This is a genomic window from Ensifer sp. ENS03 (genome assembly GCF_014852035.1).
GTDB lineage: Bacteria > Pseudomonadota > Alphaproteobacteria > Rhizobiales > Rhizobiaceae > Ensifer > Ensifer adhaerens.
In genome coordinates, this window is record NZ_JACVAV010000001.1 from 242,151 (window position 1) to 256,487 (window position 14,337).

The window sequence follows — 14,337 nt, forward strand, 5'->3', positions numbered from 1 at the left end:
CTTTCAATCTGATGCGCGTCTTTTGCCGATCGTCAAACGGCGTTAACCCTTGCGTTGCATCAGGCAGAAGAAGAAGCCGTCCGTGCCGGTGGAAGCGGGTGTCAGCGTCACCGTCTTCATGTCTGCCGACCAGGGCTGCGGCTTGTCGGTGCCGAACAGCGTCGCCCAGATATCGGCGGCCGACAGGATCTCGAATTCCGGATTGTCTTCGCAGAAGCCGTAGACCTGCGCCTCGTTTTCCTCAGGCAGTACCGAGCAGGTGACGTAGATCAGATGGCCGCCGGGACGGACGAACTGGGCAGCGCTTGCCAGCGCTTCTTCCTGCTGGGAGATGCGCTCTTCGAGGTTCTTCTGGTTCAGCCGCCACTTGGTGTCCGGGCGACGGCGCCAGGTACCGGTGCCGGTGCAGGGCGCATCGACCAGCACGCGGTCGAAACGGCCGGCAAGCGGCGCGAGGCTGTCGGTGGATTCATGCACCTGGACATTGCGCGTGCCGGCGCGCTTCAGCCGCTCGATGATCGGGGCAAGCCGCTTGCGGTCGGTGTCGTAGGCGTGCACCTGGCCCTTGTTGTTCATCGCCGCCGACATGGCGAGTGTCTTGCCGCCGCCGCCGGCGCAATAGTCGAGCACCTGTTCGCCTTCCTGCGGATAGGCGAGATCGGCGACGATCTGCGAGCCCTCGTCCTGAACCTCGAACCAGCCCTTCTGGAAGGAAAGCTCGGCCGTGACGTTCGGCAGGCGCGAGGCGCCTTCGCCGGCGGGAATGCGGATACCATTACGGGCGATCGTTGCGGCCTCGGCACCGCTACGCTCCAGTGCCTTCAGGACCTTGGCGCGCGACGCCTTCAGCGTGTTTGCGCGCAGGTCCAGCGTCGGCCGGCCGGCGAGCGCCTTGGCTTCTTCCAGCCAGTCGTCGGAAAAGTTCTCTTCAAAGGAGGCCTGGACCCATTCGGGGATGTCGCCCTGCACATGGGCCGGGGCGTCCTCGATCCGGCGCGACCTGAAGGCTTGAAGCTGTTCGGCCGGTGCCTCCGGCGCGAACTTGTCGCCATCGAGCTCGGCGGCAAGCGCCTCGGGCGAAAAGCCCCACTGGCGGTACATCACCGCGTGGCCGAGGGCCGAGGCGCTGTCGCTATCCATCAGGTAGGCGTGGGAGAGCTTCATGCGAAGGGCGTCGTAGACGATGTTGCCGATCGCCGAGCGATCGCCGGATCCGGCGAAACGGTGGGCAAGGCCCCAATCCTTGAGCGCGTCGGCGACCGGGCGCTTCCGCTTTTCGATATCCTCAAGAACCTCAATGGCTCCAGCGAGCCTGCCGCCCAAACGCATCTTCGATCAACTCCTTTTTCGCCGTGGTAACGGCGATGGCATCGAAGAGCAAGACGGCGGAGAAGATTAACCGCCGAGAACGGTCTTTAGCGAAGTAGATCCACCCGCCCGCAGGCCGGGTAGCAGTATTTCAAGATCAGGAATTGACGACGCGATAGCAGACGCTGGCAGTGCCGGAGCGGACCATGCCGATCTGCGATGCTGCAGCCTTGGAAAGATCCATGACGCGACCGCGGATAAACGGGCCACGATCGTTGATGCGAACGATAACGCTCTTGCCGTTGCGCTTGTTGGTGACCTGCACCTTGGTGCCGAATTTCAGGCTGCGATGGGCGGCCGTCAGGTGAGCGGCATTCATGCGCTCGCCGGAGGCGGTCTTGGAGCTCAGCGCATACCAGGATGCGCCGCCGCAGCCGGCGCCGGCTGCATGGCTATCGGAAACGGAGACGAGACCGATAGTGGCCGTGAATAGCGCTGCAGCGGCAGCCGTCTTGATCTTCGCTGGCGTCAAACTGGCGATCCCCTCGGTCAAAACACTTGGTTAAAAACTTCTGGGAACCGCTAATTGGGGCGAAAAATGGCAAAAACGTGCTTCAACCATTTACGCTCTATTAGGATTTATTAAAAAATGACGAAATTTCAAAAACGAAGATTGTTTGAAATAGTTTAAACGCAGACAGGAGTTCTTTGGAATCAGGGGTTGAGCGTTCGCCAGCCTCCGCACGCGAGCCGAACCCGCCCGTAAACGAAAAATTTCATTAAAAATTTCGAATTGGACCAATTTTCCGGAATCCGGATGGTCGAAAATTCGTTACTAGCGCGCAGGTTGTATGAAATTAGCCAAGTATCGAACGAATATCCAAAGAATGTCACAATTGCGATGGCCCAGCCCTGGCCATTACTGACGGACTGACTATCGACGTTCTATAAGCATTACGGGTTATGCTATCTGGCGGGTGCCGTATTGCATTTCACTGTCCGCGCCACGCGCCCGACTGCCAAAGCTGTGCAAGCGAGACGCGATAATCCGGAAAGGCAAATTCAAAACCGGTTGCACGCATGCGGGCATTCGAAACCCGCTTGTTTTCTCCATAGAAAGTGCGGGCCATCGGTGACAGCTCGGCTTGCTCGAAAGGCGTTTCCGGCGGCGGCTCGACGCCCATCAGCCGGGCGGCCTCCGCGACCACGTCCTGTGGCGGCGCCGGCTCGTTGTCGGTGATGTTGAAGACGCCGCTGGTGCCATTGTTGGCGAGGAACAGCGCTGCGTCGCCGATATCCTCGACGCGGATTCGATTGAACACCTGGCCGGGCTTGACCAGCCGCCGTGCCGTGCCGTTTTCGAGATTGCAGAAGGCGTTGCGTCCGGGGCCGTAGATGCCGGAGAGCCTGAGCACCGCGACCGGAATATCCTGGTTCTTGCCGAAGGCGATCCAGGCGTCCTCCGCTTCCACGCGCTCGACAGAGCGGGCCGAGACCGGCTTGCGCAGCATGTCCTCGGTGACCCATTCGCCGCCATGGTCGCCATAGACGCCGACCGTTGAGAGATAGCCGATCCATTTGAGGTTCGGTGCGATCTGCGTGAGGTCCGGGCTCGTGGTGCGGAACATGGGATCGCCATCGCGACCGGGCGCGATCGACTGGATCAGATGAGTTGCGTTGCCGAGGGCGGCGGCTAGGTCGTCGGAGATCGTCTCGCCGTCGAAGAGCACCGGGCGGATGCCGGCCCTTTCGAGTTTTGCCGCCTTCTCCTCGCTCCTGGTGGTGCCGATAACGTTTGTGGCCGTTGGGGCCATCGCTTTTGCGATTGCCGTACCGGAGTAACCGGCGCCAAGGATCAGGACATGCATCGGCTCACTCCCGCGATCTGCCATTCGTTGAGGACGTCTTCGTCCGTCTCTGGCTCGCATTGTTCGGCAAATTCCGCAAGCGCCGCAGGCGCGACCAATCGTGACAGCGCCCAGACCGCCATCGCCCGCACCACGGCTGAGGTGTCGTTGACGCGGGCCTTGACTGCGGGCACCAGCGCCTGGCTGCCGGAATTGCCGGCGGCGATCAGCACGTTCCGCACGAACCGGTCGCGACCGATGCGCTTGACCGGTGAGCCTGAGAACAGGCTGCGAAAGCTCGGATCATCGAGGTCAAGCAGGGTTTCGAGCGACGGCGCCTTCAGATCGTCGCGTGCTCGGAGCTTCATTTCCGAGGCTGCCTGCGCGAACTTGTTCCAGGGGCAGGCGGCAAGACAGTCGTCGCAGCCATAGATGCGGTTGCCGATCAGCGGCCGGAATTCGGGATCGATCGGCCCCTTGTGCTCGATCGTGAGGTAAGAGATGCAACGTCGCGCGTCGATCCGGTAGGGCGCCGGGAAAGCGTCTGTCGGACAGGCATCGAGGCAGGCGCGGCAGGAGCCGCAATGGTCGCGCTCGGCTTCGTCGAAGGCGAGGTCCGCCGTCGTGAACAGGCTGCCGAGAAAAAGCCAGGAGCCGAATTCGCGGCTGACCAGATTGGTGTGCTTGCCCTGCCAGCCGAGGCCGGACTGCTCCGCCAGCGGCTTTTCCATCACCGGGGCGGTATCGACGAAGACCTTGACGTCCTCGCCAGCGCGCGCGGCAAAGCGGGTCGCGACTTCCTTGAGCTTGCCCTTGATGATGTCGTGGTAGTCGCGGTTCTGGGCATAGACCGAGATCGCACCGCGATCGGTCCGCTCAAGAATGCCACGCGGATCGTGTTCCGGGCCGTAGTTCATCGCGAACATGACGACGGAGCGCACCTCGCTCCAGAGCGTGCGCGGATCGGAACGGCGCTCGGCTGTCTCTTCGAGCCAGTCCATCGTGCCGTGAAAGCTCTCGTCGAGAAAGTCTCGAAGCCGGGCCGGTGCTTGCGGAATGGCATCCGGCCGGGTGATGCGACAGAGATCGAAGCCCTTGTCTGCCGCCTCTGCCTTCAGGAACGCCGTCAGCTTCAGCCGGCGCCGTTCCTCACTGTCTGCCTTGGCATCGATGCCGGGCACGGTATTCGCCTCAGAAGTCGAGATCCGCATAGTGCGGAACGGGGGTGACGCCGCGCACGCGCTCGGCAAGCAGCGGCCGGAAGGAGGGGCGGGACTTCAGCCGCTGGTACCACTCCTTGGCGCTCGGGGCGTCCGACCAGTCGATTTCGCCGAGATAATCGAGCACGGACACCGTCGCGGCGGCGGCAAGATCGGCATAGGAAATCCGGTCGCCGGCAAGCCAGGTGCGCGTGCCCGCGAGCCAGGAGAGATACTTCATATGCTGGCGGATGTTGGCGCGCGAGGTCCGCAGGACCTTGCTGTCGGGTGCGCCGCCGCCCTGGTCCGGCGTCATCTGCAGCTTGAAGATCCGCTCGCGCACCAGCGGCCGCGTCACATCGGCTTCCATCTTCTGCAGGAACCATTCGACCAGCCGGCGGATTTCCGCGCGCTGGAACGGATCCTCGGCCAGAAGGCGGCGATCCCGCTTCATGATGCCATTCGTCTCGTCGAGATATTCCGAGATGATCGTCGCCCCACAGAGCGCCCTCATACTGTCGTCAACATAGACCGGTAGCGTTCCGGCCGGGTTCAAAGCCAGGAAGTCGCGCCGGTTCTCCCAGGGCTGCTCGTCCGTCAATTCCGTCTGGTAGCCGTATTCCGAAAGGATCAGGCGAACGAAGCGTGAAGCGGCGGACATGGGGTGATGATACAGTGTCGGCATCGATGATCTGGCTTCTCAGGGCTTTGGCTTGGGGGCGTCAGCGTGGCGGCGCAAGCGTCTGGCCACGGCTCATGTGTTAGAGCTATAGAAATTTGTGGTGGCAAACACAAGCGAATCAGCCTTTTCCTCCCACTCCAAAACTTGTCAGGAAATTCTCATATATGGCGGATCAATCGATCATCAGTGCGCTTGTCCTCGGTCTGATCGAGGGCCTGACGGAGTTCATCCCCGTCTCGTCAACGGCGCACGTCCTTCTCGCCGGCCACTTCCTCGGCTTCAAGTCGCCGGGCAACACCTTCGCCGTCCTCATCCAGCTCGGCGCCATTCTGGCGATCCTGCTCGTCTATTTCCAGAAGCTTCTGTCGATCGCGCTGGCGTTGCCGACAAGCATCAAGGCGCGCCGCTTCGTCGTGTCAGTGCTGCTCGCCTTCCTGCCGGCGGCGGTCATCGGTGCCATTGCCCATGATTTTATCAAGACGGTGCTGTTCGAGACGCCTGTCCTGATCTGCGTCGTACTGATCGTCGGCGGCGTCATCCTTTATGCGATAGACCATCTGCCGCTGAAGCCGCGCTATACCGACGTGATGGACTACCCGCCGTCGCTGGCGCTGAAGATCGGCCTGTTCCAGTGCCTGGCTATGATCCCCGGAACGTCCCGTTCCGGCGCGACGATCGCCGGCGCCCTGCTGATGGGCACCGACAAGCGTTCGGCCGCCGAGTTCTCGTTCTTCCTGGCGATGCCGACCATGGTCGGCGCCTTTACGCTGGACCTCTACAAGAACCGCGATGCGCTCTCCTTTGACGATTTTACCCTGATTGCAGTCGGTTTCATTGCGGCCTTCGTCGCCGGCATCTTCGTCGTGCGCTCATTGCTCGACTTCGTCTCGCGGCGCGGTTTCACGCCTTTCGCCATCTGGCGCATCATCGTCGGGATCGCCGGCCTGATCGGTCTGTGGCTGCTTGGCTGAGCAGAACCGACGATCTCAGAATGACAAAAGGCGCGTCCCGGACGCGCCTTTTTCTTTGACCTGTTGTCAGGCCCTAAAAACAAAGCCGCGTGCGTCTCATGGTGAAACGCACGCGGCTACTGGCCCCCGCCAATAACTTTTGATGCCTCGTCGAGGCGCCGGCCCTTAGTGGCCGGAAAGGTCGATCGATGCCGTGGTGCACGGATCGACGCCATAGGCCGGTGCGCAATCCTTGCCGCTGCTGGCGACCGTGTTCGGCGCCATGAACGATCCAGCCAGAATGATCAGTGCCGCACACGCAAAAAAGATTGCGATCGACTTGCCCATGGACGCTATGCCTTTCGAGATTGATGCCGCCGCCCGCCGTCATGCCTTGGGATCGGGGGCGCGAGGCGGTGTTTAGTTGGTGGATATGACATGATCAATATCAGGACATGTTGAATTTGCGGTAAATGCCAATCGCTTTTCCGACTGCGGCAGAACTGCAACGCTGTTACCGCAATACAACAGAAAACGGCCGCCGGTGGTTCCGGCGGCCGTTCAAAAAAATCGGTGGGCTGCTGCCGATCAGGCGGCGCGGCCGCTGCGGGTGTACTGGCCCTGCGGGCGGTAGCGCACCAGATAGGTCGGCAGGATCGATTCCAGCATCGTCGGGTCGATGCCGATGCCGGAAAGCGTGCGGCCTTCCGATACGGCCTTTGCGGAGACGACATTGTCGGATTTCAGCAACACCACCTGGTCGGCGGTAAGCGGCGGCGTGACGAAGGGGATCAGCGACGAAACGCTGCCGATCAGAGACGCGACGCCGAAGGGCAGCGAGACCAGCGTGCGCTTGCGGTCGATCGTGTTGAGCATGATCTCGAGACAGTCGCGGAAGCTCAAGACGTCAGGGCCGCCGAGTTCGTAGGTCTGGCCTTTGGCGATCTTGCCGTCGACGGCGCGGGCCACGGCTTCGGCGACGTCGGTCACGTAGACGGGCTGGAATTTCGTCTCGCCGCCGCCGATCAGCGGGAGGACCGGCGAGAAGCGGGCCATGTTGGCGAATTTGTTGAAGAAGCCGTCCTCTGGACCGAAGACGACCGACGGACGCAGGATGATCGCGTCAGGCTTGGTCTCAAGGATAGCGGCCTCGGCGCGGCCCTTGCTGCGGGCGTAGTTCGATGCAGAGGAAGCGTCGGCGCCAATGGCGGAGATGTGGGTCAGTGTTGCGCCGACGCCGCGGGCCGCTTCAGCCACGGCACGGGCGCCGAAATCCTGGACCGCATCGAAGGTGTTGCGGCCGCTCTCGAACAACACGCCGACGCAGTTGATGACGTGATCGGAGCCTTCAACGGCGCGGTCGACCGATTTACGGTAGCGCAGGTTCGCCTGAACGAAGGAGATCTGGCCGACATTGCCGAGCGGTTGGAGATGACCGGCAAGGTCCGGCCGGCGAACGGCGACGCGGATGCGATAGCCGCGTTTGGCGAGCGCGCGCACCACATGACGGCCGACGAACCCGGATCCGCCGAAAATCGTCACCAGCGGCGGAAGGTTGGACAAGGTCATGGGATGTGCACTCCTGATCGGATCGGAAAGAATTGATTGCTACATAGCCCAACAGCCGCGAGAGGTGAAGGCCAATCGACGCCTGCGTGCAGAGCCTGCTGAAGGTTGGGGGCGGTGGGATCAGACGCCTTCGACGACCACCATCTCGGCGTCGGCGACTTCCTGGCGGATCGCGGCGGCAATCTGGTACTCGGGAGAGTTATAACAGTCGATCGCTGCCTGCAGCGATGGAAATTCGATGACGACGTTGCGGGCGCGAACGCCACCCTCCAACCGATGATGCAGCCCGCCGCGTGCCAGAAAATTGGCGCCGTATTTCTCGAAGGCGGGCTTTGCGGCCGCTACATAGTCCTTGTAGCGCTCGGGGTCGCGGACATCGACCCGTGCGATCCAGTATCCCTTGGCCATATTGAGCTCCTCGTCTTGCAGCACGAAAGGCTGACGGGAGTGTTACTTCCGGCAAATTTGGGCCGAGGTCAAGCGGATCGACCGGGCGCGCTGGTCCGACGGGTGTCGCCCGGCATCAGCGGGCGAGCGCACCGTTCATTTCGGCAAGGATGGCGCGGGCAGCCGCAAGCGGCTCGGCGGCTGCGACGATTGGGCGCGCGACGACGAGATGGCTGGATCCGGCCTTGAGCGCCTCGGAGGGCGTCATCACCCGCTTCTGGTCGCCCTTGTCCGCGCCGGCCGGGCGAATGCCCGGGGTGACGAGTGCCATGTCCGGCCCGATGATCTTGCGTACCGCCGCCGATTCTTCCGCTGAACAGACGATGCCGCCCATGCCGGCGGCGCGCGCCTGTTCGGCCCGGCGCAGCACCAGCGTGTGCGGATCGTATTCATAGCCGGCATCGATCACGTCCTGCTCGTCCATCGAGGTGAGCACGGTGACGCCGAGCAGGCAGAGGTCGGAGCCTTTCGCAGCCTCGACAGCCGCCTTCATCGCCTTCGGATAGGCGTGCAGGGTCAGCATCGACATGCCCATCTTGGCGATGTTCTCGACGCCCTTGGCCACCGTGTTGTCGATGTCGAGCAGCTTCATGTCGAGGAAGACGTTCTTGCCGCTTTTGGCCAGGTCGCGCGCGAATTCCAGGCCGCCGGCAAAGACCAGCTGGTAGCCGATCTTGTAGAAGGAGACGTCGTTGCCGAGCGTCGACACGATCTTCTCGGCATCCGCAATCGTCGGAAGGTCGAGGCCTACGATCAGTCTGTCGCGCGCGGTTTCGGTCATCGTCTAATCCCCTGCCAGTGTTCCATCGGGGTCCAGTCGCATGCAACAGTCCGATCCGCAAGGCGGAAAGCGAAGACATTGCCGCCGCCACCACCCTTCTGGTCGGCGGCGCGCGAGATTGGCGCGCCGGTAAGGCGGCATTTCAGAAGTGTGCCGACGCCGCCATGGCCGACGAAGGCAATCGGGATTTTCGGATCGTGATCGCCGAGGATCCGAAAGGCCGCGTTCGAGATGCGGCTCTGGGCATCGATCGCGCGCTCCCAGCCCTTGAAGCTTTCGGTGGGATTGGCGAAGAACCAGTCGGCCGCCTTCTCGAATTCCGGCGGCGGCAGGAAGCCGGTGGCCGAGCGATCGTTCTCGCCCATGTCGTGGTGGACCTCGACCGTCACGCCGGCCGCATCGGCCAAAAGTTGTGCCGTCTCGATCGCCTTGGTTTCGTCGCTCGAAACGATCCGTCCGAGCGAACGCGCCCAGGGCAATCGGGCGGTGATGACCGCGCGTTCGCGGCCAACAGTGGAAAGTCCCCATTGCGGGACGGGCACGTCCGGATCGATCTGGACCTGCGGATGGGTGACGTAGACGCCGAACATCCCGTCAGTGCGCCCGGCGATAGACCCAGAGCTGCGCCGGTGGAATGTTGCGCACGACGAAGTCGAGATGCTGGATGCTGTAGCGGTCCGGCATGGCAACGACGGGCGACAAAGGCCCATAGGAAATCTGCACGACCGGCCGGCCGACCGGAATGCGCGACAGCAGATCGTCGATCAGTTCGACGCGGCGATGCATCGGGAAGTTCAGAAGCGGCACGGCAGAGACGACGCTGTCGAAGGTCTGGCCGTTGAGTTCGCCGAGCGTGTGTTCCAGATCGAAGGCGTCGCCGTTGATGAAGTTGACGCCGTTGAAGTTGGTCTTGAGCTGATTGTAGAAATCGGTCGAATACTCGATCGACACGAGATTGGACGGCTCAAGGCCACGTTCCAGGATCGCCTTGGTGATGACGCCTGTGCCGGGGCCGAGCTCAAGAACCGGAAGGCCTGAGGCCGGATTGATGACGCTCGCCATTCGGCGCGCTGTGACGGAGGAGGTCGGCAGGATCGCGCCGACGGCCTTGGCATTGCTCATCCATCCCTTGAAAAAGCGAATCTCTTCGTCGAACTTCCGTCCGAGCCGTTCCTTCACCTTCACGCGCAAATTCATTGAACCCCTCAAAACCGCTGTCCTCTCCTCGCACAGGCCGTCCGCTCAAAATTCCTCGCCCGGTGATTCGGGCCGGCCGCGGCGGCGGTGATCATAATGTGTCCCCATCTGCGGCAAAAACAAGTCTGTCTGCGCCTGAAAGCGTTCGCTTATCAACAGTCCGCAAATGCCGCGGCCAACAAAAAACCCGCCACGCGCGGGCGTGACGGGTTGGCATTTCGCGCCGCGTCAGGCCCGGCTACACGCGCATCGGCATGAGCACATAGAGCGCATCTTCAGCGGCCAGATCACGGACGAGCGTCGGCGAGCCCGGGTCTGCCAGCATGAAGATCGCATCGGTGCCTGTCAGCTGCGAAGTGATGTCGAGCAGGTACTTGGCGTTGAAGCCGATTTCGAGCGGATCGTGGTCGTAGCCGACGGGCAATTCTTCCGTAGCACTGCCGGAATCGGGATTGTTGACCGTCAGCGTCATCTGGCCTTCGTTCAGCGCCAACTTGACGGCGCGGCCGCGCTCCGACGAGATCGTCGATACGCGATCGACCGCCTGGGCGAAGGACTGGCAATCGACGCGCAGTTCCTTGTCGTTGTTGGCTGGGATGACGCGCTGGTAGTCGGGGAAAGTGCCGTCGATCAGCTTCGAGGTCATGACGATCGAGCCGATCGTCAGGCGGATCTTGGCGTCCGAGACTTCGACGGTGACGACGAGTTCCGGGTTGTCGAGCAGCTTCTGCAATTCGCTGACGGTCTTGCGCGGGATGATGATGCCCGGCATGCCTTCGGAGCCGGATGGCGCCTCGACGTCGGCGCGCGCCAGGCGATGGCCGTCGGTTGCGACGGCGCGCAGTTTCAGCTCACCCTTGCTTTCGACCGTGTGTACGAAGATGCCGTTGAGATAGTAGCGGGTTTCCTCGGTCGAGATCGCGAACTGGGTGCGATCGATCAACATCTTGAGGTCGGTCGCCTTGAGGCGGAACGAATGCGAGAAGCTGCCGGCGGTCAGATCCGGGAAGTCGGATTGCGGCAGGCACTGCAGCGAGAACTTGGAACGGCCCGAGGCGACGGTCATCGCCGTGCCCTCGGCGTTGGTGGCGAGCAGCACTTCCGAACCGTCGGGCAGCTTGCGCACGATGTCGTAGAGCAGGTGCGCTGGCACGGTGGTCGCGCCCGCCTGCTCCACCTGCGCCGGGGTCGCCTCGGTGATTTCGAGGTCGAGGTCGGTCGCCTTCATTTCGAGGCTGGCGCCGTCGGAACGCAGGAGCACGTTCGAGAGGATCGGGATCGTGTTTCGCCGCTCCACCACGCGGTGCACGTGGTTCAGCGATTTCAGGAGGTTGGATCGCTCGAGAGTAATGCGCATGGGATGCCGCTTTCAACCATTGCCCGGCGGGCGAAACGTCCGCCTGAGCGTCAACTGCGAGTGCCCCGGCCGACCGACCGGATAGATGTGGACCGGCAAAATGGCAGAAAGAGCGCCCGGAAAGCAAGGGGTTTGAGGGCTTCTGTCCCCAGATGCGGCACGTGGGCCCGTCGTCTTGCCCTTGCTCTGCCATGGTGGCTCACTCATAAAGACCGGACAGACACATCGGCAAGCACGATCAGGGCGTTACAGGTGGAAAAGCAAAAGACAGCGGAACCGGCCGGCGGACAGAGGGAGCGCAGCTACCGGCTGCACAATGTGAGCGTTCCGGCCCGCCCCCTTGATGCCGCGCTCTATCTGGTGGCAACCCCGATCGGCAATCTCGGCGATATCACGCTGCGCGCGCTGGAAACATTGGCCGGCGCCGATGTGCTTGCCTGTGAGGACACGCGGGTCACCCGTGTTCTGCTTGATCGCTACGGCATCACCAATCGGCCCTACGCCTACCACGAGCACAATGCCGACGAGGCCGGTCCGCGGCTGCTGGCAGCGCTCGCCGAAGGGCGTTCGGTGGCACTCGTCTCCGATGCCGGCACGCCACTGGTCTCCGACCCCGGCTACCGCCTGGGGCAGCTTGCGATCGAGGCCGGACATCGCGTCGTGCCGATTCCCGGCGCCTCGGCGCCGCTTGCAGCCCTCGTCGGGTCCGGCCTGCCGAACGATGCTTTCCTCTTTGCCGGTTTCCTGCCGACCAAGGACAAGGCGAAACGCGATCGCCTCAGGGAACTCGCCGCCGTGCCGGCAACGATCCTGTTCTTCGAATCGCCGCACCGGATCGCTGCGACGGTTGCGGCGGCGGCCGACGTTTTGGGGGAGGGCAGGCGGGCGTCCGTTTGCCGCGAATTGACCAAGACCTTCGAGGAATTTCGCCGCGGCACGCTTGGCGAGCTTGCGGTTCATTATGAACAGGCGGGGCCGGTCAAGGGCGAGATCGTGCTCGTCATCGGCCCCCCCGATGCCGCGCCCGAACCGGAAGCGGCCGACGTCGACGCGCTGCTGCAAAGCCTGGTCGCCGACATGCCAACCGGCAAAGCGGCAACCGAAGCCGCCCGCCAGACGGGCCTGCCGCGCAAGGAACTCTATGACCGGCTGCTTCAACTGAAGGAGCGCCATGACGACTGATAGTGGCGACAAGCGGAAGCTGAAGGCGCTGAAGCGAGGGCATCTCGCCGAATACCGTGCCGCGCTTTGCCTTCTGCTCAAGGGCTACTGCATCGTCGCCATGCGCCATCGCACCAAGCTTGGCGAGATCGACATCATCGCAAGGCGCGGCGATCTCATCGCCTGCGTCGAGGTCAAGGCCCGTCGCTCGGCCGAAGACGGCGTCTTCGCCGTGACGGCGACAGCGCAGAGGCGTATCCGTGCCGCGAGCGATCTCTGGCTGGCGAAACAGCCGGATTTCAGCAGGCTTTCCGTGCGCTACGACATCGTCACCGTGACCCCTTGGGGCTGGCCGCGGCACCTGCCGGATGCGTTCTGAATCGGCGCATAATGAAGGGAAATGATTGCGTTGTTCCGCGGGTGCCCCTCATTGGAACATATTCTCGAATTTGTAATCGTTCCGACATAAAAGCGTTACGGGCCTGTCATTGAAGGTCACTAGTCCACTGCCATCCGCAACCCGGTGGAGAGGATTAGTCATGTTCAAGAAGTTTACGCTCGCAGCCCTTACCCTTGCATTTTCCGCGACCTCGTCGCTTGCCGCGACCAACATTACCTGGTGGCACGGCATGGCCGGCCGCAACGGCGAAGTCATCAATGAAGTTTCCAAGAAGTTCAATGAAGCCCAGAGCGCCTGCGCGCTGACCCCGGTTTCCAAGGGCACCTACGAGGAAGCGCTCGCTTCCGGTATCGCCGCTTTCCGCTCGGGTGAACAGCCGAACATCCTGCAGGTCTTCGACGCCGGTGCCGCCACGATCATCAACGCCAAGGGCGCGGTCATCCCGGCCGAAGACCTGATCATCAAGGCTGGTCACAACTTCGACCGCAACGCCTTCATCGATGGCGTGCGCTACTTCTACGCCGACAGCGAAGGCAAGTTCGTCGGCATGCCGTTCAATTCCTCCGCGCCGATCATGTACATCAACGACGAGGCCCTGAAGAAGGCCGGCGTCGAAGCGCCGAAGACCTGGGAAGAGTTCGAGGCCGTCGCCCCGAAGCTGAAGGAAGCCGGTTACATCCCGCTCGTCCAGTCGCAGCTCACCTGGCAGTTCACGGAGAACTTCTTCTCCCGCAACAACATCCAGTTCGCCACCAACAACAACGGTTACGACGCCGTCGTCGACACTGAGCTGAAGGTCACCGACCCGAACCTCGTCATGATGTTCGACAAGCTGAAGGCCTGGAAGGATGAAGGCTACTTCGCCTTCTACGGCGCCGGTTGGAACGACAACCAGAAGGTCTTCGAAGAAGGCAAGGCTGCGTTCTGGATCGGTTCGTCGGGTTCGTTCGGCGGCCTGCAGAAGACGGCGCAGATGCCGTTCTCGGCAACCTTCCTGCCCTATTGGGGCTCGATCAAGGGCGCCGGCACCAACTCCTTCATCGGCGGCGCGGCACTCTTTGCCATGTCCGGCAAGACGGATGAAGAAAACAAGTGCGTTGCCGACTTCTTCCAGTTCCTGACCTCGCCTGAGATCCAGTACTTCTACCACAAGGCCACCGGCTATGTGGCCATCACCAAGGCAGCCTACGAGCTTGCCCAGAAGGATGGTTACTACAAGGAAAAGCCGGTTGCCGAAGTCGGCATCAAGCAGCTGATGCTGCCGGCCGGCGACTGGTCGAAGGGCTACCGCCTCGGCTTCTACCCGCAGATCCGCGAAATCATGGAACGCGAATACGGCCGCATCTTCTCGGGCGAAACAACCGTCAAGGACGCGTTCGACACGATCGAGAAGGAAGGCAACGAGCTGCTCGCCCGTTTCGCCAAGACGGCCGGCTGAT

16 protein-coding genes are annotated in these 14,337 nt (G+C 62.4%); 4 read left to right on the forward strand and 12 right to left on the reverse strand.

The annotated features are described in order from the left end of the window. Positions 1-42: 42 nt before the first annotated feature. The 5 genes from IB263_RS01280 to IB263_RS01300 form a co-directional block, all read right to left on the reverse strand. On the reverse strand, positions 43-1,329 hold the full coding sequence (locus IB263_RS01280; protein WP_112983942.1) for an RsmB/NOP family class I SAM-dependent RNA methyltransferase: 1,287 nt from the start codon (positions 1,327-1,329) through the stop codon (positions 43-45). A gap of 136 nt (positions 1,330-1,465) precedes the next feature. Beyond that, positions 1,466-1,840: a septal ring lytic transglycosylase RlpA family protein gene (locus tag IB263_RS01285; RefSeq protein WP_060519659.1), complete on the reverse strand. Its 375-nt coding sequence runs from the start codon at positions 1,838-1,840 to the stop codon at positions 1,466-1,468. A 460-nt stretch (positions 1,841-2,300) separates the two neighbouring features. Next, positions 2,301-3,176, reverse strand: coding sequence for an SDR family oxidoreductase (locus IB263_RS01290; protein ID WP_192437409.1), 876 nt, complete (start codon positions 3,174-3,176; stop codon positions 2,301-2,303). Next, complete coding sequence (gene queG, locus IB263_RS01295; protein WP_051659674.1) at positions 3,164-4,366, reverse strand: tRNA epoxyqueuosine(34) reductase QueG; 1,203 nt, start codon at positions 4,364-4,366, stop codon at positions 3,164-3,166. The genes IB263_RS01290 and queG overlap by 13 nt, the downstream gene beginning before the upstream one ends. After that, positions 4,347-5,039 carry a glutathione S-transferase family protein gene (locus IB263_RS01300; RefSeq protein ID WP_034804500.1) on the reverse strand — a complete coding sequence of 231 codons (693 nt, stop codon included), beginning with the start codon at positions 5,037-5,039 and terminating at the stop codon, positions 4,347-4,349. The genes queG and IB263_RS01300 overlap by 20 nt, the downstream gene beginning before the upstream one ends. Positions 5,040-5,200: 161 nt before the next feature. Between IB263_RS01300 and IB263_RS01305 the strand changes: the two genes are divergently transcribed. After that, positions 5,201-6,007, forward strand: a complete 807-nt coding sequence (locus IB263_RS01305; protein ID WP_034804497.1) for an undecaprenyl-diphosphate phosphatase — start codon at positions 5,201-5,203, stop codon at positions 6,005-6,007. A gap of 165 nt (positions 6,008-6,172) precedes the next feature. On the opposite strand, the gene IB263_RS01310 is transcribed toward IB263_RS01305, so the two are convergent. The 7 genes from IB263_RS01310 to dnaN all read right to left on the reverse strand — a co-directional run bounded on the left by IB263_RS01310 (position 6,173) and on the right by dnaN (position 11,337). Further along, the gene (locus IB263_RS01310) at positions 6,173-6,334 is read right to left on the reverse strand and encodes a hypothetical protein (protein ID WP_034804494.1); all 162 of its coding nucleotides are present in this window, start codon (positions 6,332-6,334) and stop codon (positions 6,173-6,175) included. 240 nt (positions 6,335-6,574) lie between these two features. Next, the gene (locus tag IB263_RS01315) at positions 6,575-7,555 is read right to left on the reverse strand and encodes a complex I NDUFA9 subunit family protein (protein ID WP_127889738.1); all 981 of its coding nucleotides are present in this window, start codon (positions 7,553-7,555) and stop codon (positions 6,575-6,577) included. Between the two features lie 120 nt (positions 7,556-7,675). After that, a complete protein-coding gene (locus IB263_RS01320) occupies positions 7,676-7,963 on the reverse strand; it encodes a DUF1330 domain-containing protein (RefSeq protein ID WP_034804478.1) in 288 nt (95 codons plus the stop codon). A 115-nt stretch (positions 7,964-8,078) separates the two neighbouring features. After that, entirely contained in the window at positions 8,079-8,783 is a 705-nt protein-coding gene (pyrF, locus tag IB263_RS01325; protein ID WP_034804475.1) for an orotidine-5'-phosphate decarboxylase, read from the reverse strand. Then, positions 8,780-9,373: a histidine phosphatase family protein gene (locus IB263_RS01330; RefSeq protein ID WP_113293166.1), complete on the reverse strand. Its 594-nt coding sequence runs from the start codon at positions 9,371-9,373 to the stop codon at positions 8,780-8,782. The genes pyrF and IB263_RS01330 overlap by 4 nt, the downstream gene beginning before the upstream one ends. Positions 9,374-9,377: 4 nt before the next feature. After that, entirely contained in the window at positions 9,378-9,980 is a 603-nt protein-coding gene (gene pmtA / locus IB263_RS01335) for a phospholipid N-methyltransferase PmtA (protein WP_082005986.1), read from the reverse strand. A 238-nt stretch (positions 9,981-10,218) separates the two neighbouring features. Next, entirely contained in the window at positions 10,219-11,337 is a 1,119-nt protein-coding gene (dnaN, locus tag IB263_RS01340) for a DNA polymerase III subunit beta (RefSeq protein ID WP_034804468.1), read from the reverse strand. A 252-nt stretch (positions 11,338-11,589) separates the two neighbouring features. On the opposite strand from dnaN, the gene rsmI reads away from it, so the two are divergent. From rsmI to IB263_RS01355, 3 genes are all read left to right on the forward strand, one after another. Further along, complete coding sequence (rsmI, locus tag IB263_RS01345) at positions 11,590-12,519, forward strand: 16S rRNA (cytidine(1402)-2'-O)-methyltransferase (protein ID WP_112770649.1); 930 nt, start codon at positions 11,590-11,592, stop codon at positions 12,517-12,519. Beyond that, on the forward strand, positions 12,509-12,877 hold the full coding sequence (locus IB263_RS01350) for a YraN family protein (RefSeq protein ID WP_029742938.1): 369 nt from the start codon (positions 12,509-12,511) through the stop codon (positions 12,875-12,877). The genes rsmI and IB263_RS01350 overlap by 11 nt, the downstream gene beginning before the upstream one ends. A gap of 160 nt (positions 12,878-13,037) precedes the next feature. Further along, positions 13,038-14,336 carry an extracellular solute-binding protein gene (locus IB263_RS01355; RefSeq protein WP_029742937.1) on the forward strand — a complete coding sequence of 433 codons (1,299 nt, stop codon included), beginning with the start codon at positions 13,038-13,040 and terminating at the stop codon, positions 14,334-14,336. Position 14,337 lies beyond the last annotated feature (1 nt).